Origin of the sequence: Empedobacter brevis, from assembly GCF_965118635.1 — a bacterium.
Taxonomy (GTDB): domain Bacteria; phylum Bacteroidota; class Bacteroidia; order Flavobacteriales; family Weeksellaceae; genus Empedobacter; species Empedobacter brevis_A.
On record NZ_CBCPHV010000005.1, the window covers coordinates 87453 to 105359 of the forward strand.

Consider the following 17907-nt stretch of genomic DNA (forward strand, 5'->3'; position numbering starts at 1 on the left):
AATTTATCTTTAATGTTACCTATTACAATAATATTCTGTTTTTTTATTATATTTGATTTAATAAAGGGAAAAACGTGGGAAACAATATAAAAAGAATCGGTGTATTAACCTCAGGAGGTGATGCGCCTGGGATGAATGCGGCCCTACGCGCCGTTGTGAGAGCATGCAAGTACTACGATATCAAATCTATAGGAATCCGTCAAGGATATGAAGGATTAATTAATAATGATATGATCGAGCTTGGTCCTCGTTCAGTAAAAAATATCATTAATCAAGGAGGTACAATTCTTAAAACTGCTCGTTCTTTAGAATTTAAAACATCAGAAGGTCGTCAAAAAGCTTACAATCATCTAAAACAAAATAATATTGATGCTTTAGTTGTCATTGGTGGAGATGGTTCTTTCACAGGAGCAAATATTTTTCATCAAGAATTTGGCATTCCATTTATTGGAATTCCTGGAACTATTGACAACGATATTTTTGGAACAGATTTTACAATTGGATACGACACAGCTTTAAATACAGTTGTTGATGCAATTGACAAATTGAGAGATACAGCTACTTCACATGACCGTGTATTTTTTGTAGAAGTTATGGGACGCGATGCTGGTTTTATCGCTCTAAATAGTGGAATTGCTTCTGGAGCACAAGATATTTTAATTCCAGAACAACGTGATAGCGTTGAAGAATTATGTTCTTCATTAGAACGTTCAGAAAAATCTGGAAAAAAATCAAGCATTGTTGTTGTAGCAGAAGGAGAAAAATTAGGAGGTATTTTTGAATTAGCCAAACAAGTTCAGAATCATCATCCAGAATATGATATTCGTGTAACTGTATTAGGTCACATTCAACGTGGAGGATCTCCTTCATGTCACGATCGTGTTTTAGCGAGCCGTTTAGGAATTGCCGCTGTAGAAGGATTATTAGAAGGAAAAACTAACCTAATGGCAGGTATTCGTTCGAACAAAGTTGTCTTCACTCCTATCGATGAAGCTATTAAAAAACATAACGAAATCGATATGGAATTAATCAAAGTTGCTAATATTTTAGCAATCTAATAAAATTTAAATATAAAGGGAAATAATATATAATATGTCAAAAATTAAAATTGGAATCAACGGATTCGGAAGAATTGGTAGCCTTGTTTTCGGGGTTGCTATTGAAAGAAACGATATTGAAATCGTAGGTATTAATGATTTAGTAGATGTTGAATATTTAGCTTACATGTTAAAATATGACTCTGTTCATGGAAAATTTAACGGTGAAGTAAAAGTTGAAAATGGAAATTTAATCGTTAACGGACAAACGATTCGCGTTACAGCAGAAAAAGATCCAGCAAACCTTAAATGGGATGAAGTTGGTGCAGATATCGTAATCGAAGCAACAGGTTTATTCTTAACAAAAGAAACGGCAGGAAAACACATCCAAGCAGGAGCTAAAAAAGTTGTTTTAACAGGTCCTTCTAAAGATGATACACCTATGTTCGTAATGGGAGTGAATCATGATCAAGTAACTGCAGAAGATACAATCGTTTCAAATGCTTCTTGTACAACAAACTGTTTAGCACCATTAGCAAAAGTAATTCACGAAAATTTCGGAATTGTTGAAGCATTAATGACTACAGTTCATGCTACTACTGCAACTCAAAAAACTGTTGATGGACCATCAATGAAAGATTGGAGAGGAGGACGTAGTGCAATGGTAAATATCATTCCGTCATCTACTGGAGCAGCAAAAGCTGTAGGTAAAGTAATTCCAGAATTGAATGGAAAATTAACAGGAATGTCTTTCCGTGTACCAACAGTTGATGTTTCTGTAGTTGATTTAACAGTTAAATTAGCTAAAGAAACAAACTACGACGAAATCAAAAAAGTAATGCGCGAAGCTGCAGAAGGAGAATTAAAAGGAATCGTAGGATATACAGAAGATGCTGTTGTTTCTCAAGATTTTGTAGGTGATACAAGAACTTCTATTTTTGATGCAGAAGCTGGAATCATGTTAAACCCAACTTTCGTTAAGTTAGTTGCTTGGTATGACAATGAAATTGGTTATTCTAACAAAGTAGTTGACTTAGTTCAACATATTGCTAAGATTTAAGAATATTTCTTAATTTATCATAAAAAAACCACTCGAAATTGAGTGGTTTTTTTATGATTTTTTTTATTTAATTAAGTATTAAAACAATAACTAAGTTTAACTTTAAATCATTTTTTTAAGAAATTTTTATACAAAATTTAGAATAATTATGTTAAAAAACTTGTAATATTTTTTTTTTCCTTATATTTGGAATGAAAAAAAATTACAGCCTATAGATTTTAATTCTACTTTAAAATTAACAATTGCTACTATGAACTATGAAGACGACTCTTTACTTATTCAAGATTATTTGAAAGGTAATGAAAATGCTTTAGAAACATTGATAGAGAAATATAAAGGAAGAATCTATAGTTTTATTTACTCTAAAGTATTAGATAAAGATGTAACTGAAGATATTTTTCAGGATACATTTATCAAAGTTATCCTTACACTGAAAGGAGGACGATATAACGAAGAAGGTAAATTTTTACCATGGGTTATGCGTATCGCTCATAATTTAGCTATTGACTATTTTCGATCAAACAAAAGAATGCCTACTGTTAGTGAGACAATTGGTTACAACGACGATTTCAATATTTTTGATTTTATCGGAATTTGTGACGAGTGTTCAGAAACTAAACTAATTAAAGCTCAAATTGAGCATGACTTGAGAAATTTGGTAACTCAGTTACCTGAAGATCAACGAGAAGTGTTAGAATTACGCATTTTTAAAGAATTAAGTTTCAAAGAAATTGCAGAAGAAACAAACGTAAGTATTAATACAGCTTTAGGGAGAATGCGTTATGCGATTATTAATCTTAGAAAAGTTATTGAAAATAATAACATTATTTTAACATTCGATTAAAAAATAAATGTAAATATTTAGCGTTTTCAGTGTAAATAATTAAGTATAAATGATAGAATTTTACTCTGGAGATTTACAACCTCAAAAATTTACAATTGATAAATTATTATCTTTTTCAAAATCAGTTAGCTTTATTAAGTCAACAATATTACATGAGGACTTTTTGATAAATCTGAATTAATTTAATTTTAATTCAATAAAAAATGTCTAAGATTTCACATCTTAGACATTTTTTATCCTCTTATTTTTTATTTATTTCTCTGTAAAAGTAGAATTAATAAATAATTCATCCATCTGTGTTTGATCAATTGGAGCTGGCGCATCAATCATCACATCGCGTCCTGAATTATTTTTAGGGAATGCAATGTAATCACGAATTGTCTCAGATCCATCTAAAATTGATACAAAACGATCAAACCCAAATGCTAAACCTCCATGAGGTGGCGCTCCATATTTGAATGCATTCATTAAGAAACCAAATTGAGCTTCTGCTTGTTCTGGTGTAAATCCTAATAATTCGAACATTCTTGCTTGAACATTTTTATCAAAAATACGGATAGAACCTCCACCAATTTCGTTTCCGTTTAATACTAAATCATAAGCATTTGCACGAACTTCACCTGGATTAGTATCAATTAAATTCATATCTTCTGGTTTTGGTGAAGTAAATGGATGGTGCATTGCATGGTAACGTTCTGATTCTTCGTCCCATTCTAATAATGGAAAATCTATAACCCACAATGGTGCAAAAACTTCTGGATTACGTAATCCTAAACGTTCTGCAATTTCCATACGTAAAGCTGATAATTGAGAACGAACTTTATTCGCATTTCCAGACATTACTAATAATAAATCTCCTGCTTTAGCATTCATACGTTCTGCCCATGCAGCTAAATCCTCTTGCGAATAAAATTTATCTACAGAAGATTTATAAGTACCATCTTCATTACAACGAACCCAAACTAAACCTGTTGCTCCAATTTGTGGACGTTGAACCCATTCGATTAATTTATCAATATCTTTACGTGTATAAGAATTACAACCCTCAGCTGCAATACCAACGATTAATTCTTGTTCATCAAAGATTTTAAAATCATGACCTTTTGCTAAATCAGTAATTTCACCAAATTCCATTCCGAAACGGATATCTGGTTTATCATTTCCGTAGCGACGCATTGCATCTGCAAATGTCATTCTTGGAAATTGCTCAAATTCTAAACCTTTGAATGTATGTAATAAATGTTTTGCTAAACCTTCGAAAACATTCATAATATCTTCTTGTTCAACAAAAGACATTTCACAGTCTATTTGTGTAAATTCTGGTTGACGGTCTGCACGTAAATCTTCGTCACGGAAACATTTTACAATTTGAAAATAACGGTCTAATCCTCCAACCATTAATAATTGTTTGAATGTTTGTGGAGATTGTGGTAATGCGTAAAATTCACCTGGATTCATACGAGATGGAACCACAAAATCACGAGCTCCTTCTGGCGTAGATTTAATTAAAACTGGTGTTTCTACTTCTACGAATTCTTGCGCATCTAAATATTTACGAACTTCTTGCGCAACTTTAGAACGGAAAATTAATTTATCTTTTACGGGATTACGACGAATATCTAAGTAACGATATTTCATACGGATATCTTCTCCTCCATCGGTATTGTCATCGATTGTAAAAGGAGGTAACGCAGATTCATTCAAAATTGTAATATTTTCTGCTAAGATTTCGATATATCCTGTTGGAATGTTTGGATTTTTTGAAGCTCTTTCGATTACAGTACCTGTAACTTGAATTACAAACTCACGTCCTAAGTGACGAGCAGTTTCAAATAATTCTTTCGAAGAGCGTTCTTCGTCTAAGATGATTTGTGTGATTCCATAACGGTCACGTAAATCAATCCACATCATAAAACCTTTATCACGTAGTGTTGATACCCAACCGCTTAACGTAACTTTTTCATTAATGTTGGCTTGTGTTAATTCACCACAAGTATGAGTTCTAAACATTTGTCGTCAAATTTATTGAGCAAAGGTAAAGTTTTGAGTCGAAATAAAGAAGTTATCTCATTGTTTTGAAAAAATATTTTCAAGAAAAAAAGCGATTCAAATTTGAATCGCTTTTTTTCTATTTTATGAATTTTGATTTCTCAATTTACTATGTTTATATCCGTAGGTGAAATATATTGTTAAACCGATTGCAATCCAAATCAAGAAAATCATCCAATTTTTAAGTCCTAATTGTGCCATCATATAAAAACAACACAACATTCCTGCTAATGGAATAATAGAAGTTCTCTTGAAAAATGTTCTGATTGTCATAAAAATATAAATCATTAAAAACAGATACATTGGAATTTTGTGTTTAAAAACATCCCATCCTTTTTCAACTTTTTTATCCTCATAAACTGGCAATTTACTTAATGTAGATTCATATTGTTCAGGAGTTAATTGTGATAAATAGTCATTTAAAAATTCGATTTCATTACCTGTTAAATTATTAACTGTTGTATAAGAATCTTTTAATTCTTTTGAAGTTAACGAATTTACAAAATGTTCGACAGGCGCTGGTTGTGCCTTATTTGTAAAGAAATTAATTGAATCTTCTTTAAATGTTGTTGAACATAAAAATACAATTAGCACAGTTATAATTGGCATTATAAATTTTGCATTAATAAAAGGTGTTTTGAAATTTCCTCTTTTTGCATTTGGATTAGCATCCATTTTTAGTACAGCAGCACAAACCAGAACAAAAGCAAATAAAGTACCGATTGAACAAGCATCTACAACCAATTCCAAATCTGTAAATAGAATAGGAATTCCAACTACAAATCCTGTAAATATAGTAGCAAAAGATGGTGTTTTGAATTTTGGATGGATTTTAGAAAATTTTTTTGGTAATAAACCATCTCTAGACATTGTCATCCAAATACGAGGTTGACCAATTTGAAATACAATAAAAACACTCGCCATTGCAACAACGGCTGAAAAGGCAATAATTCCTGCAAGCCATTTCAAATCTTTTATTTTATCAAAAACATAAGCCAAAGGATCACCTACATTCAACTCAGAATAATGCACCATTCCAGTTATTACTAATGCTATTAATACATACAAAATAGTACAAATAATGATCGAAGCAAAAATACCACGAGGCAAATCTCTTTTCGGATCTTTACATTCCTCCGCTGTTGTACTAATCGCATCAAACCCAATATAAGCATAGAAAACAGATGAAACACCGGCCAATACACCTCCTATTCCATTTGGTGCAAATGGATCCCAATTATCAGGATTTACATAAAAAGCTCCTACAATGATAACTAAAAATACAACTGCTAATTTTAGTATAACCATTGCATTACTTGCTTTTCTCGATTCGTTGATTCCACGATAAACCAAGGCTGTAATTAAAAAAGTAATGATTAAAGCTGGGATATCCACTACCAAATTAAATCCAATATAAGGCGCATCTTTAAAAGCTAAATATTTCGGAATTTCTTGTGCATAAGGCGAGTTTGCAATTCCTTCTAATGTTTTTCCTTTTGCTAACTCATTCGAAATAAATTCAAATCCTTCTTTTGCTGTAAAATAATCCATGGTCATCCATTCCGGAAGATGAATTCCGAGTCCGGAGAGCAAGGTCGTAAAATAATCGCTCCAGGAAATAGCTAATACGATATTTCCTACAGCATATTCCATAATTAATGCCCAACCTATAACCCAAGCAAATAATTCACCAAAGGCAACATAGCTATACGTATAAGCACTTCCCGAAACTGGAACTAATGAAGCAAATTCGGCATATGCAAACGCTGTAAAACCACAAGCGATTGCTGTAAATATAAATAAGAAAATAACTGCAGGTCCGCCTTCGAAACTCGCTCGACCAATGGTACTAAAAATACCTGCTCCAACAATTGCGGCTATACCAAAACCTGTTAAATCTCGAACGCCTAACGTTCTTTTCATCGTGGACATGTTTTTAGCCGATTCAGCTAAAATAGACTCAACAGATTTTTTTCTGAATAATTGTGACATAATTTAATTAAAAACGGGCAAATATAAAAAAGTCAATTCCAAAAATGGATAGATTTCGCATAAATATTGGTTTTTTATACAAAATTTCTTTTTTCTTTTGCTAGGTTAGATTATTTTTAAATTTAAATTAAAAAATTTACATGAAACAATTTTTATTTACAATTACTATAGCGGCAGCTTTAGCAAGTAGTTGTAATTCTACAAAACCAATTTCTCAGGAAAAATACCAAAAAAATCTTGTAAAATACTCAGATAAGATATCTGAAGCTGAGTTGAAAAAAAATCTATATATCATTGCAGGAAATGAAATGGAAGGTAGAAACGCAGGAAGTGAAGGTGAAATAAAGGCAGGAAATTATATTGCTGATTATTATAAACAATTAGGAATAAATGGTCCTAACAATAATTATTTCCAAATTATTCCTGCTCAAACATTCAATCGTGTAAATGGTCAAATGCGTAACGTAATGGGATTTATCAAAGGTTCTGAAAAACCAGATGAAATTGTGGTAATTTCTGCACATTATGATCACGAAGGAATTAAAAATGGAAAACTATATGCGGGCGCTGACGATGATGGATCTGGAACAGTTGCTGTTATGGAGATTGGTCGTATTTTACGTGAAGCTGAGAAAAAAGGTATTCACCCAAAACGTTCTGTTCTATTGTTACATGTTTCTGGAGAAGAAAAAGGTTTATTAGGATCTAAATATTATTCAGAACATCCAATTTTTCCATTAGCCAATACTGTTGCAAATGTAAATATAGATATGATTGGACGCATAGATTATGAACACAATGAAAAAACTAGAGATTTTGTATATGTTATTGGTTCTGAAATGTTATCTACTGATTTGCACAAAGCTGTGTTAGCAGCAAATAATGGTTTGGGAATTGATTTAGACATGCGTTACAATACACCAGATGATCCAAATCGTTTTTATTACCGTTCTGATCATTACAATTTTGCAAAACATAATATTCCTTCTGTTTTCTTCTTTAATGGTGTACATGATGATTACCATCAACCAGGAGATACGCCAGATAAAATTGAATATGATTTGCTGACACGTCGTACAAAATTAGCCTTCAATACAATCTGGATTTTAGCAAACGCCGAAAATAGACCAATTGTAGATAAAAATTCTCCAATGCCATCGACAAGATAATTTATTGATAGTATTTATAACGTGAAATAATTAAGATTTTATTATATTGATAATTAATATATCTTATTTCTAAAAATGTTTAAAAAAAGACCTTCCTAATAAGGTCTTTTTTTTAAAAATAATTTAAAACTTCTTTACTAATACTATTTTACTTATACTATATTGTAGCAATTCCGTAACTTTGAGGAACAAAAAAAACAAACAAATGAATAACGATATTCTTAATTTGGAACCAAAAGCAATCTGGAAAAATTTTTCAGCATTGAATTCAGTTCCAAGACCTTCAAAAAAAGAAGAAAAAGTTCGCCAATTTATCATCAAATTTGGTGAAGATTTAGGTTTAGCTGTAGAAACAGACGAAGTAGGAAATGTTTTAATCAAAAAAGCTGCTTATCCAGGAATGGAAGATCGTAAAAAAGTTGTGATGCAATCGCACTTGGATATGGTTTGCCAAAAAAATAATGATGTAGAATTCGATTTCGATACTCAAGGAATTGAAATGTACATTGAAGACGATAAGTTTGTAACTGCAAATGGAACAACTCTTGGTGCTGATAACGGAATTGGAGTTGCTACAATTATGTCTATTTTAGAATCAAAAGATATTCCACATCCAGCTATTGAAGCCTTTTTCACAATTGACGAAGAAACAGGAATGACAGGAGCATTAGGCTTAAAAGCTGGTTTCTTATCAGGGAAAATTCTTTTGAATTTAGATACAGAAGAAGATGATGAATTAGACATTGGTTGTGCTGGTGGAGTTGATGTTACTGCAACAAAAACATATATTCCTGAAAATACAAACGGAACTGCTTTCAAATTAACATTAAAAGGTTTAAACGGTGGTCACTCTGGAATACAAATTCATGAAGGACTAGGAAACTCAAACAAATTAATTGCTCGTTTATTAAACGCAGGAACAGAATTTGGTTTGCAAATCGCTCATATGGAAGGTGGAAGTTTGCGTAATGCAATTCCTCGCGAATCTTGGGCTAATATTGTTATTCCAACAGACAAAGTCGATGCTTTCAAAACAGCTTACGAAACTTTACGTGCAGAAATCATTGAGGAATACGAAACGAAAGAGCCTAAAATGATTATTACGTTAGAACCTACAGAAGCAACTTCTGCAATGTCTGCACAGGAATCTAAAGTTTTCGCTCAAACTATTTTATCAGCTTTCAATGGTGTTTATAGAATGAGCCCTGATGTTGAAGGATTAGTTGAAACATCTAATAATGTTGCTCGAGTTGAGGTAATTGACGGTAAAATTAGAGTTTTATGTTTAACTCGTTCTTCTATAGAATCTGGAAAAGAAGCATTAGCACAAACATTAAAAGCTAGTTTTGAATTAGGTGGTTTTGATGTTCAATTTTCGGGTTCTTATCCAGGCTGGAAAGCAAATACACATTCAGAAATTCTTGAATTATTAAAAGGAATTTATATTTCAAAATTCGGAGAAGAACCAAAAGTTGTCGCTTGTCACGCAGGTTTAGAATGTGGAATTATCGGTACAAATTACCCAGGTTTAGATATGATTTCTTTTGGTCCAAACATTTCTGGCGCTCACTCTCCTGATGAAAAAGTAGAAATTGCATCTGTTCAAAAATTCTGGGACTATTTATTAGATATTTTAAAAGAAATTCCAAATGATGGTCCAGTTGATTACAGCTGCGCAAATTCTAAAAATATATAATTTAAGTTGAAACACTTAATCTTAAGACCACTTATATAAGTGGTCTTTTTTTTATTCAATATTTTAATCTTATTTTTAAATTGAAAATAATCAGACTAAAATGTCATCAAATAGATATCCTCAACGAATTGTTTGTTTAACTGAAGAAGGAACAGAAATTTTATATAAAATAAATGAGCAACATCGTTTGGTTGGTATCAGCGGCTTTACATATCGTCCGCCAGAAGCACGAAAAGAAAAACCAAAAGTTTCGACTTTTTTAGATGCAAAATTTGAAGAAATTATTGATTTAAAACCTGATTTAGTAATTGGTTATTCCGATTTACAAGCTGATATTGCAGCAGAATTAATCAAAAGAGGAATTAATGTTTTTATTTTTAATCACCGAACAGTTAACGAAATTTTGAACATGATTCTTCAATTTACTTCCTTGATTGGTTGCCAAGAAAAAGGTTTAGAGTTAATAGAATCTTATGAGAAAAGAATTGAAACTATTAAACATAAAGCTTCTCTCCTTCCCTATCATCCAACTATTTTCTTCGAAGAATGGGACGAACCGATTATTTCTGGAAGTGCTTGGGTAAATGATTTAATAGAAATTGCTGGAGGAAAATTAGCTTTTCCAGAACTCAAAAATAAAGCTTTGGCAAAAGATCGAATTTTATTGAATAACCAAGTAATTGAACGAAATCCCGAAATTATTATTGGTTCTTGGTGTGGTAAAATGTTTAAACCAGAAAAAGTAAAAGAACGTGCTGGTTTCGAAAATATAAAAGCTGTTAATAACAACCATTTGTACGAAATAAAATCAGAATTAATTCTCCAACCAGGTCCAGCTGCATTAACCGATGGTTTGGAGAAAATTATTGAGATTATAGAACGTTATGCTTAAATTTCTAAATGATTTCATTCTTTAATTTTACTTAAATTAAGATAATAAATTGTATTAAAATAATGCGACTTTTTTCAAAGTTTAAAATTTAACGAGAGAATTTTTTTTTAATTTTATTTTCCTCATTCGGAAAATCTATTTAAACATCATCTCTTCGGCAACTCTTTCAAGAAATTATATCGCTTGTTCACAAAATCCATCACACAATAAAAGTGATTCAAGCCATTTGTTACCATTAATAATTGTGAACCTAATACAATATTATAACGCGCAATTTGATCGAAAGTAGCTTGCGAAATTGGAATATGCGGCGCTTTACATTCCACCATTATAAACGGTTTTTCTTGCTGATAAACCACAATATCTGCTCGTTTTCGCATTCCTGTAATCTCAATTGGAACTTCCAAAGCAATCGCCGAAATAGAATATCCCAAATCATTGATTAAATAATTCAAAACGTGTTGCCTGACCCATTCTTCTGGCGTATAAACCAACCATTTTTTTCGAATCAAACAAAAGATATACAATTTATCTTGGGCTTGTTTCAATCTTATTTGGTATTTTTCGGAAAAATTTAATTGTACTAATTCAGTCATTATATGAGTCCTGTAGAATCTTTGATCAAAGATATAAAAAACAAAAACTATAAACCGATTTACTTCTTGGCCGGCGATGAGCCTTTTTTCATCGATCAAATTACTGATTTATTGGAAGCAAGTATTTTACCAGAAGAAGAAAAAGGATTTAATCAAACAATAGTTTATGGACAAGATATAGAAATTGGACAATTGATTGGAATGGCGCGCCAATATCCTATGGGCGCAGAAAAATCTGTAGTAATTGTAAAAGAAGCACAACATCTTAGTCGTTCAATAGATCAGTTGGAAATGTATGCAAATCAAGTACAAGATTCGACAATTCTAATTATTAATTATAAAGGAAATACGCTTGATAAGCGCAAAAAAATCTATAAAATTCTAAATGAAAAAGGTTTTTATTTTGAATTTAAAAAGATTTATGAAAGCGAACTTCCTGCTTGGATAGAACAAAAAGTTACAGAAAATAAATATAAAATAGAACCAAAGGCGAAGTTTTTGTTAACAGAATATGTTGGTACAGATTTATCACGATTGAATAACGAATTGGAAAAATTATTCACAATTGTTGATACAAATAAAACCATCACTCCACATCATATCGAAGAACATATTGGGATTAGTAAAGATTATAATGTATTTGAGCTTCGAAATGCTATTGAAACGAAAAACATCGAAAAAGCTTTTAAAATCATTAAATATTTCGAAAAAAATCCGAAAGATAATCCGTACGTAGTTTCGATTATGACGATTTTTAATCTATTTACAAATATCATTCAAGTACATGTTACACCAGACAAATCAAAACAAAACCTGGCGAAAGTATTGGGGATTAATCCATACTTTGTACAAGGAATGATGACAGCTGCAAATAATTATCCTCTAAAAAAAGCAACGAGAATTATCTCATTTATTCGTGAATATGATATGAAAGGAAAAGGAGTTGGTACAACTGGAAATGTAACACCAAGCCAATTATTAATTGAATTAGTGTATAAAATTATGCATCTATAATTTTCATCTATTTATAGAATCAAGAAAAATAAATAAGAAATACTAAATTTGTAAAAATATAAAATAACACCATGGAAAATAACGTAAGAGATGTTATCATAATAGGATCAGGACCTGCAGGTTATACAGCAGGAATTTATGCAGCAAGAGCAAACATGAATCCTTTGATTTTAACTGGAATGGAGCCAGGTGGACAATTAACAACAACAACAGATGTTGAGAATTTCCCAGGTTATCCTGAAGCTGTTACTGGACCAGAATTGATGGCTGATTTACAAAAACAAGCTGAACGTTTTGGAACTGAAATAAAATACGAATATGTAACAGAAGTTACTTTCGGAGAAAAAGAAGGTGATTTACATACTATAAAATCGAACAACGGAACTTACCAAACTCGTTCTATCATTATTTCGACAGGAGCAACTGCAAAATATTTAGGATTAGACGACGAAACAAAATATGCTGGTAGTGGAGTTTCGGCTTGTGCAACTTGCGATGGTTTCTTTTACCGTGGTAAAGATGTTGCTGTAGTTGGTGGTGGTGATACTGCTGCAGAAGAAGCAACTTATTTATCAAAACTTTGTAACAAAGTATATTTATTAGTTCGTAAAGAGGAAATGCGTGCATCGAAAGCGATGCAAGAGCGAGTTGCAAATACTCATAATTTAGAAGTTTTATATAACCACGAATTAATCGGTTTAGAAGGAAACAATGTTGTTGAGAAAGCTAAAATCATCAACAATGTAACAAATGAAGAAAAAGAATTAACTGTTGATGGAGTTTTCATCGCAATTGGACATAAACCAAATACAGAATTATTTCAAGGTAAATTAGATATGGACGAAACAGGTTATTTAATCACACAAGATCGCTCATATAAAACTAATGTTCCTGGAGTTTTCGCTGCCGGAGATGTTCAAGATTCAGTTTATAGACAAGCAATTACCGCTGCTGGTTCTGGTTGTGCTGCAGCATTGGATGCAGAACGTTATGTTGCAGAATTCTTTGAAGCATAATTTTTCAGAAAATAGCAAACTATAGTATAATAATCAAAGCTCAACCATTTGGTTGAGCTTTGATTATTTATAAGCTTTATCAATACGTTAAAATATTTCCTCGCGTTTTCAACCAACCTGTAATACTATATCGTGGTTGATGAACCGTTTTTACTTCGTGCGGAATCATTTTACTATCAAAAACAGCAAGACGACCAGCAAGAGGCTGAATATTCAATTCTTTTTCGGTATTATTCTCATCTGGCAAATAAAGCGTTAATTGACCTCCAAATTCATCTTTCCATTCTTCATCGTTTAAATACAAAACAATAGACAAAGTTCGTCTATCATCATTCTTAAACGCATCAACATGTCTTTGATAAAATGTTCCTTCGGGATAAATTGCGTAATGAAATTCACTTTCCTCAATTCCCATATAACATGTTAAATTGAGATAATTTATAAAATCATTTATTTTATCAAAGAAAATTTCTTCTGTTTCTGTTTTATTTTCTTCATCAATCCATTTGATTTTATCTCCTCTTATGGATTTTACAATTTGTTCATTAACAGCGCTACCAATCGCTGCTTCATGAAAAACTTTTTTCTCTTCTTTTTTTATTATTGCTTCGCGAAGTTGCTTTGTTTCCTCTATAGAGAAAAAAAAGTCTGAAATAGAATATTTTTGATTTAATAAGTCATCAATAATCTTTTCATAAATTGGGTTTAATGTAATATTACTCATTCATTATTATGAAAACTTCAGTAAAAGTAATTTTTATTACGAAAAGTTAAATCATAATTTTTCATTTTTTTTAATAAAATAAGCAGAAAAAAAATATTCTTTTAAAAATAGTTTTATTTTCAATTATTTAAACCAATCATTTTTATCGAGCTGATAAACAAAATTTACTTTTGGTTTTTCTCCAGCAAGCTGCACTTCAACTTCTTTCACTTTTTTACAACCTAAGCGTTCTACCGCAACTTGCGATCGAATATTTTGATTCCAAACATTTATATAAACTTTATCGACAAACTGAAAAATATAATCAAGCATTAACTTTTTTACAGATGGATTAAATCCTTTTCCCCAACAACTTGTCGAATAAAACGTATAACCTACAAGAATTGAAGATTCTTCTTGGTTATAATCGTAAAATCGAGTACTTCCTATGATTTTTCCATCTTTTTTATCTATAATTTTAAAAGCTCCTTTACTTTGAATTGCACTATCAAAAAAACCTTTAAAAACCTCTTTTTCCCAACGATTTTTATTCGGATGTTGTTCCCAAACCTTTGGATCTGATGCAGCTATATATAAATCTTCAAAATCGTTTACTGATAATGGTTTTAGTTCTACTAAATCATTTTCTAAATTAGGCTGAATGTTTATCATTTATTTGTTTTTAATACATGACTAATGTATCAAAATCCGACAAAAAATAAATCATATTTGGATTTTATTATCAAGTTCTAATAGAATAATTCACTTTTTATTTTTACCTTGAATAAAAAATAAAATATAATGTTTTTAAATTTTGAAGATAAAGTAGATGTTATTTCTAAACTAAAAAGTTTGAAAGTAGATCAGCAGCCTGAATGGGGAATTATGACACCTCAACATATGGTGGAGCATCTTATAGTAACAACAAAAATGTCAAATGGAAGTTTGACTATTCCTTGTCGTGTTCCAAAAGAACAGATTCCTCAGTATAAAGCTTTTATATTAGAATCTGACCAAGAAATGAAAAAAGGAATAAAAGCCGATGGCATGGAAGGTTTATTAGAATTGCGTTACCCTTCTTTGGATGCAGCAATAGAAAAACTAGAAAATGAAATTGATCGATTTCATGTTTATTTTGAGAATAATCCTGATGCGAAAATTGTAAATCCTGTACTAGACGAAATAGATTATGAAGATTGGAAAATATTTCATAAAAAACATTTCTCTCATCATTTTAAACAATTTGGTTTGATCTAGAAAAGTTTTCTCAAAAATGAGAAAACTTTTCTGATGCTTGAGAATTGATCTCCTTTATTATTTATACCAACTACTGTACATCAGATAATTGTTGGCAATTCGTTCTATTTCGCCTTCTTTCAATTCTTTTGGAACATCTTTTATTTTTTTAGCGGGAATTCCAGCCCATAATTCACCTTCTTTTACATGTGCTCCTTTGGTTAAAATTGCACCAGCAGCAATCAAAGAATTAGATTCTACAATACAATCATCCATTACAATAGCTCCCATTCCAACCAAAACATTATCGTGTATTGTACAACCATGTACAATTGCATTATGTCCTATCGAAACATTATTTCCAATTATTGTTGGAGATTTTTGATATGTTGCATGAATTGTTGCGTTATCTTGAATATTTACTTTATTTCCCATTTTAATAAAATGTACATCTCCACGCACAACAGCAGAAAACCAAATTGAGCAATCATTTCCCATTTCTACCTCTCCTACTATTACTGCATTATCTGCTAAAAAGCAGTTTTCACCGAACTTCGGCGCATGTCCATTTAATTCTTTAATTATTGCCATAACAAAATCTATAATTCTTATGATAAAGATACATTTTTATAGCGTATTTTTGTACAACTATGAGAGTATACGAAGAAATTACACCAAATAATAATGTGATGAAGTTCGTTTGTGACGAGACTTTAACACAAGGTGGCGTTGAATTCGATAAAGAATCTACAGCTGCCGAATCTCCTTTAGCGCAAGTTTTATTGACAATACCATTTATTCAAAAAATATTTATCACAGCAAATTTTGTTGCGGTAGAAAAGATAGATGCTGTTGATTGGGCTGATGTTACAGAAGATTTAAAAGAAATTATCAACGAACATTTAGAAGAAAATGCAATTTTAGCGCCAATGAAAAAGGCTCCAATTTCTATTTATGCAGAAATGACGCCTAATCCTGCTGCGATGAAATTCGTTTCAAATTCTATGTTAGCCCCAGAAATTATCGAAATAAAATCGAGAGATAAAGCTGCTGGAGTTCCATTGGCTGTTGCGATTTTTAAAGAATATCCTTTTGTAGAGGAAGTTTTTATTGTCGATAATTATGTCTCTTTAACGAAAAACGAATCTGAAGATTGGTCGCTTTGGGCAATGGATGTTCGTTCTTTTATCACGAATTATTTGCAAGCTGGAGGTCCTGTTTTTGATGAATTTTATGAATTCACTACAGAAGCTCCTGAACATGTTGTTGTAAAATCTGCTGAAGAATTTTCTTCTGTTGAGCAACAAATAAAAGCTATTTTAGACGAATATGTTCAACCAGCTGTTGCTAGTGATGGTGGAAATATTGAGTTAATAGAATTTGACGAAGAAACACGTACAGCGAAAATGTTATTGCAAGGTGCTTGTTCTGGTTGTCCTTCTTCTACAGCCACACTGAAAAATGGTATTGAAGGAATTCTAAAACAAATGATGCCTGATGTTGTAGACAACGTGGAAGCCGTTAATGGGTAAAATCATTAAGATTTAATACTAAACAAAGCTCAGAATATATTGTTCTGAGCTTTGTTGTTTTTTACTATTTTTTCATCAACTTCTATTTGCTTCTTCCGCATTCGAAGTTTGGCCTTTACTTACATTAATTTTAGAGTTTCCAAATTTATATGAAACTGAAAAACGTATAGATTGTGAATCATAATATTGTTTAAATGATTGGGGAATATTCTGCACATTTGTCGACAATGTTGTAAGATCTATTTTGAAAATATCATACGCCATTAATGATAAAGTTAATTTCTTATCCATTGCCAAATACTTAAAACCTATATCCAACGCAGAAAACAATAAGTAAAGTTGCATATTATAATGGTTAATGTTATAATTAGTAGACGCATAAAAACTTGAAATATTACATTTGTTTGATAAAAACATCTTTTTTAATAAATATTTGATTATGTTTATATTAAATAAATCATTACTATGAAAAAGGAAATATATCTATTTGCAATTGCAAGTCTCTTCGCAACATCGGCTATTTTTGCACAAACTTCTAAAACTTTCGTAATAGATGCTGGACATGGCGGTTTTGATAAAGGTTCAAAGAATCATAATATCATCGAAAGTGAATATTCTTTAGAATTAGCAAAAAAAATGCAGGAATTAGCCAAACAAAAAAATATTAATGTTATTTTGACAAGAGATACAGACGATTTTATTGATTTACAATCTCGTGTGGATAAATTACAAGAATTGAATCCTGAATTAGTCATTTCATTACATCTAAATAATGCTGTTAACAAAGAAACAAAAGGATCTGAAGTTTATATTAAAAAAGATAATCTAGATGCTCGCACCGAAAAAATAGGAACTGAATTAGCTGATTTAATAAGTTTCGATTCAATAAACAATAGAGGACTTAAAAAAGGTAATTTTAAAATATTAAGAGAATCTAAATCGCCAACTTTTCTTGTAGAATTAGGCTTTGTAAGCAATGAAAATGATGCTGAAACATTGAAAAATACAGAATATAAAAATCAATTAGCTGAAAAGTTTGTACAATTTTTAGAAAATTATCAATCGATATAG

Annotated in this window: 18 protein-coding genes; 11 read left to right on the top strand and 7 right to left on the bottom strand. The window is 31.1% G+C overall.

Annotation, left to right across the window (positions count from 1 at the left end; all coding sequences use genetic code 11):
• Positions 1 to 74: 74 nt before the first annotated feature.
• From pfkA to ACMHJW_RS08285, 3 genes are all read left to right on the top strand, one after another.
• The gene (gene pfkA / locus ACMHJW_RS08275; protein ID WP_413532939.1) at positions 75 to 1058 is read left to right on the top strand and encodes a 6-phosphofructokinase; all 984 of its coding nucleotides are present in this window, start codon (positions 75 to 77) and stop codon (positions 1056 to 1058) included.
• A 34-nt stretch (positions 1059 to 1092) separates the two neighbouring features.
• Positions 1093 to 2097 carry a type I glyceraldehyde-3-phosphate dehydrogenase gene (gap, locus tag ACMHJW_RS08280; protein WP_413532940.1) on the top strand — a complete coding sequence of 335 codons (1005 nt, stop codon included), beginning with the start codon at positions 1093 to 1095 and terminating at the stop codon, positions 2095 to 2097.
• A 250-nt stretch (positions 2098 to 2347) separates the two neighbouring features.
• Positions 2348 to 2941 (top strand): RNA polymerase sigma factor, encoded by a 594-nt coding sequence (locus ACMHJW_RS08285; RefSeq protein ID WP_413532941.1) that lies wholly within the window; start codon positions 2348 to 2350, stop codon positions 2939 to 2941.
• Positions 2942 to 3193: 252 nt separating this feature from the next.
• On the opposite strand, the gene aspS is transcribed toward ACMHJW_RS08285, so the two are convergent.
• Together aspS and ACMHJW_RS08295 are read right to left on the bottom strand one after the other, a co-directional pair.
• On the bottom strand, positions 3194 to 4951 hold the full coding sequence (aspS, locus tag ACMHJW_RS08290) for an aspartate--tRNA ligase (RefSeq protein ID WP_413532942.1): 1758 nt from the start codon (positions 4949 to 4951) through the stop codon (positions 3194 to 3196).
• Positions 4952 to 5074: 123 nt separating this feature from the next.
• The gene (locus tag ACMHJW_RS08295) at positions 5075 to 6982 is read right to left on the bottom strand and encodes an amino acid permease (RefSeq protein ID WP_413532943.1); all 1908 of its coding nucleotides are present in this window, start codon (positions 6980 to 6982) and stop codon (positions 5075 to 5077) included.
• A 140-nt stretch (positions 6983 to 7122) separates the two neighbouring features.
• Between ACMHJW_RS08295 and ACMHJW_RS08300 the strand changes: the two genes are divergently transcribed.
• The 3 genes from ACMHJW_RS08300 to ACMHJW_RS08310 all read left to right on the top strand — a co-directional run bounded on the left by ACMHJW_RS08300 (position 7123) and on the right by ACMHJW_RS08310 (position 10739).
• Entirely contained in the window at positions 7123 to 8151 is a 1029-nt protein-coding gene (locus tag ACMHJW_RS08300) for a M28 family peptidase (protein WP_413532944.1), read from the top strand.
• A gap of 205 nt (positions 8152 to 8356) precedes the next feature.
• Positions 8357 to 9847, top strand: coding sequence for an aminoacyl-histidine dipeptidase (locus tag ACMHJW_RS08305; RefSeq protein ID WP_413532945.1), 1491 nt, complete (start codon positions 8357 to 8359; stop codon positions 9845 to 9847).
• A gap of 100 nt (positions 9848 to 9947) precedes the next feature.
• Entirely contained in the window at positions 9948 to 10739 is a 792-nt protein-coding gene (locus ACMHJW_RS08310; protein WP_413532946.1) for a cobalamin-binding protein, read from the top strand.
• Between the two features lie 146 nt (positions 10740 to 10885).
• Here ACMHJW_RS08310 and ACMHJW_RS08315 read toward each other — a convergent pair whose 3' ends face one another.
• Positions 10886 to 11335: a type I restriction enzyme HsdR N-terminal domain-containing protein gene (locus ACMHJW_RS08315; protein WP_413532947.1), complete on the bottom strand. Its 450-nt coding sequence runs from the start codon at positions 11333 to 11335 to the stop codon at positions 10886 to 10888.
• A gap of 3 nt (positions 11336 to 11338) precedes the next feature.
• Here ACMHJW_RS08315 and holA point away from each other — a divergent pair, with 3 nt between their 5' ends.
• Together holA and trxB are read left to right on the top strand one after the other, a co-directional pair.
• On the top strand, positions 11339 to 12349 hold the full coding sequence (gene holA / locus ACMHJW_RS08320) for a DNA polymerase III subunit delta (RefSeq protein ID WP_413532948.1): 1011 nt from the start codon (positions 11339 to 11341) through the stop codon (positions 12347 to 12349).
• 71 nt (positions 12350 to 12420) lie between these two features.
• On the top strand, positions 12421 to 13365 hold the full coding sequence (gene trxB, locus ACMHJW_RS08325) for a thioredoxin-disulfide reductase (protein WP_413532949.1): 945 nt from the start codon (positions 12421 to 12423) through the stop codon (positions 13363 to 13365).
• 79 nt (positions 13366 to 13444) lie between these two features.
• Here trxB and ACMHJW_RS08330 read toward each other — a convergent pair whose 3' ends face one another.
• Positions 13445 to 14089, bottom strand: a complete 645-nt coding sequence (locus ACMHJW_RS08330) for a 2OG-Fe(II) oxygenase (protein ID WP_413532950.1) — start codon at positions 14087 to 14089, stop codon at positions 13445 to 13447.
• A 123-nt stretch (positions 14090 to 14212) separates the two neighbouring features.
• Positions 14213 to 14740 carry a GNAT family N-acetyltransferase gene (locus ACMHJW_RS08335; RefSeq protein ID WP_413532951.1) on the bottom strand — a complete coding sequence of 176 codons (528 nt, stop codon included), beginning with the start codon at positions 14738 to 14740 and terminating at the stop codon, positions 14213 to 14215.
• A 129-nt stretch (positions 14741 to 14869) separates the two neighbouring features.
• Here ACMHJW_RS08335 and ACMHJW_RS08340 point away from each other — a divergent pair, with 129 nt between their 5' ends.
• Positions 14870 to 15325: a hypothetical protein gene (locus ACMHJW_RS08340; RefSeq protein ID WP_413532952.1), complete on the top strand. Its 456-nt coding sequence runs from the start codon at positions 14870 to 14872 to the stop codon at positions 15323 to 15325.
• Positions 15326 to 15382: 57 nt separating this feature from the next.
• Here the strand turns inward: ACMHJW_RS08340 and ACMHJW_RS08345 are convergent, their stop codons facing one another.
• Positions 15383 to 15895, bottom strand: a complete 513-nt coding sequence (locus tag ACMHJW_RS08345; RefSeq protein ID WP_413532953.1) for a gamma carbonic anhydrase family protein — start codon at positions 15893 to 15895, stop codon at positions 15383 to 15385.
• A 59-nt stretch (positions 15896 to 15954) separates the two neighbouring features.
• Here ACMHJW_RS08345 and ACMHJW_RS08350 point away from each other — a divergent pair, with 59 nt between their 5' ends.
• A complete protein-coding gene (locus ACMHJW_RS08350; protein ID WP_413532954.1) occupies positions 15955 to 16836 on the top strand; it encodes a NifU family protein in 882 nt (293 codons plus the stop codon).
• 75 nt (positions 16837 to 16911) lie between these two features.
• Here the strand turns inward: ACMHJW_RS08350 and ACMHJW_RS08355 are convergent, their stop codons facing one another.
• Positions 16912 to 17253, bottom strand: coding sequence for an outer membrane beta-barrel protein (locus ACMHJW_RS08355; RefSeq protein ID WP_413532955.1), 342 nt, complete (start codon positions 17251 to 17253; stop codon positions 16912 to 16914).
• A gap of 48 nt (positions 17254 to 17301) precedes the next feature.
• Between ACMHJW_RS08355 and ACMHJW_RS08360 the strand changes: the two genes are divergently transcribed.
• The gene (locus tag ACMHJW_RS08360) at positions 17302 to 17907 is read left to right on the top strand and encodes an N-acetylmuramoyl-L-alanine amidase (RefSeq protein ID WP_413532956.1); all 606 of its coding nucleotides are present in this window, start codon (positions 17302 to 17304) and stop codon (positions 17905 to 17907) included.

Bases quoted from the DNA above. Each gene is read 5' to 3' on its own strand.
- gap (WP_413532940.1), top strand. From the start codon at position 1,093: ATGTCAAAAATTAAAATTGGAATCAACGGATTCGGAAGAATTGGTAGC.
- ACMHJW_RS08285 (WP_413532941.1), top strand. From the start codon at position 2,348: ATGAACTATGAAGACGACTCTTTACTTATTCAAGATTATTTGAAAGGT.
- aspS (WP_413532942.1), bottom strand. From the start codon at position 4,951: ATGTTTAGAACTCATACTTGTGGTGAATTAACACAAGCCAACATTAAT.
- ACMHJW_RS08295 (WP_413532943.1), bottom strand. From the start codon at position 6,982: ATGTCACAATTATTCAGAAAAAAATCTGTTGAGTCTATTTTAGCTGAA.
- ACMHJW_RS08300 (WP_413532944.1), top strand. From the start codon at position 7,123: ATGAAACAATTTTTATTTACAATTACTATAGCGGCAGCTTTAGCAAGT.
- ACMHJW_RS08305 (WP_413532945.1), top strand. From the start codon at position 8,357: ATGAATAACGATATTCTTAATTTGGAACCAAAAGCAATCTGGAAAAAT.
- ACMHJW_RS08310 (WP_413532946.1), top strand. From the start codon at position 9,948: ATGTCATCAAATAGATATCCTCAACGAATTGTTTGTTTAACTGAAGAA.
- ACMHJW_RS08315 (WP_413532947.1), bottom strand. From the start codon at position 11,335: ATGACTGAATTAGTACAATTAAATTTTTCCGAAAAATACCAAATAAGA.
- holA (WP_413532948.1), top strand. From the start codon at position 11,339: ATGAGTCCTGTAGAATCTTTGATCAAAGATATAAAAAACAAAAACTAT.
- trxB (WP_413532949.1), top strand. From the start codon at position 12,421: ATGGAAAATAACGTAAGAGATGTTATCATAATAGGATCAGGACCTGCA.
- ACMHJW_RS08330 (WP_413532950.1), bottom strand. From the start codon at position 14,089: ATGAGTAATATTACATTAAACCCAATTTATGAAAAGATTATTGATGAC.
- ACMHJW_RS08335 (WP_413532951.1), bottom strand. From the start codon at position 14,740: ATGATAAACATTCAGCCTAATTTAGAAAATGATTTAGTAGAACTAAAA.
- ACMHJW_RS08340 (WP_413532952.1), top strand. From the start codon at position 14,870: ATGTTTTTAAATTTTGAAGATAAAGTAGATGTTATTTCTAAACTAAAA.
- ACMHJW_RS08345 (WP_413532953.1), bottom strand. From the start codon at position 15,895: ATGGCAATAATTAAAGAATTAAATGGACATGCGCCGAAGTTCGGTGAA.
- ACMHJW_RS08350 (WP_413532954.1), top strand. From the start codon at position 15,955: ATGAGAGTATACGAAGAAATTACACCAAATAATAATGTGATGAAGTTC.
- ACMHJW_RS08355 (WP_413532955.1), bottom strand. From the start codon at position 17,253: ATGTTTTTATCAAACAAATGTAATATTTCAAGTTTTTATGCGTCTACT.
- ACMHJW_RS08360 (WP_413532956.1), top strand. From the start codon at position 17,302: ATGAAAAAGGAAATATATCTATTTGCAATTGCAAGTCTCTTCGCAACA.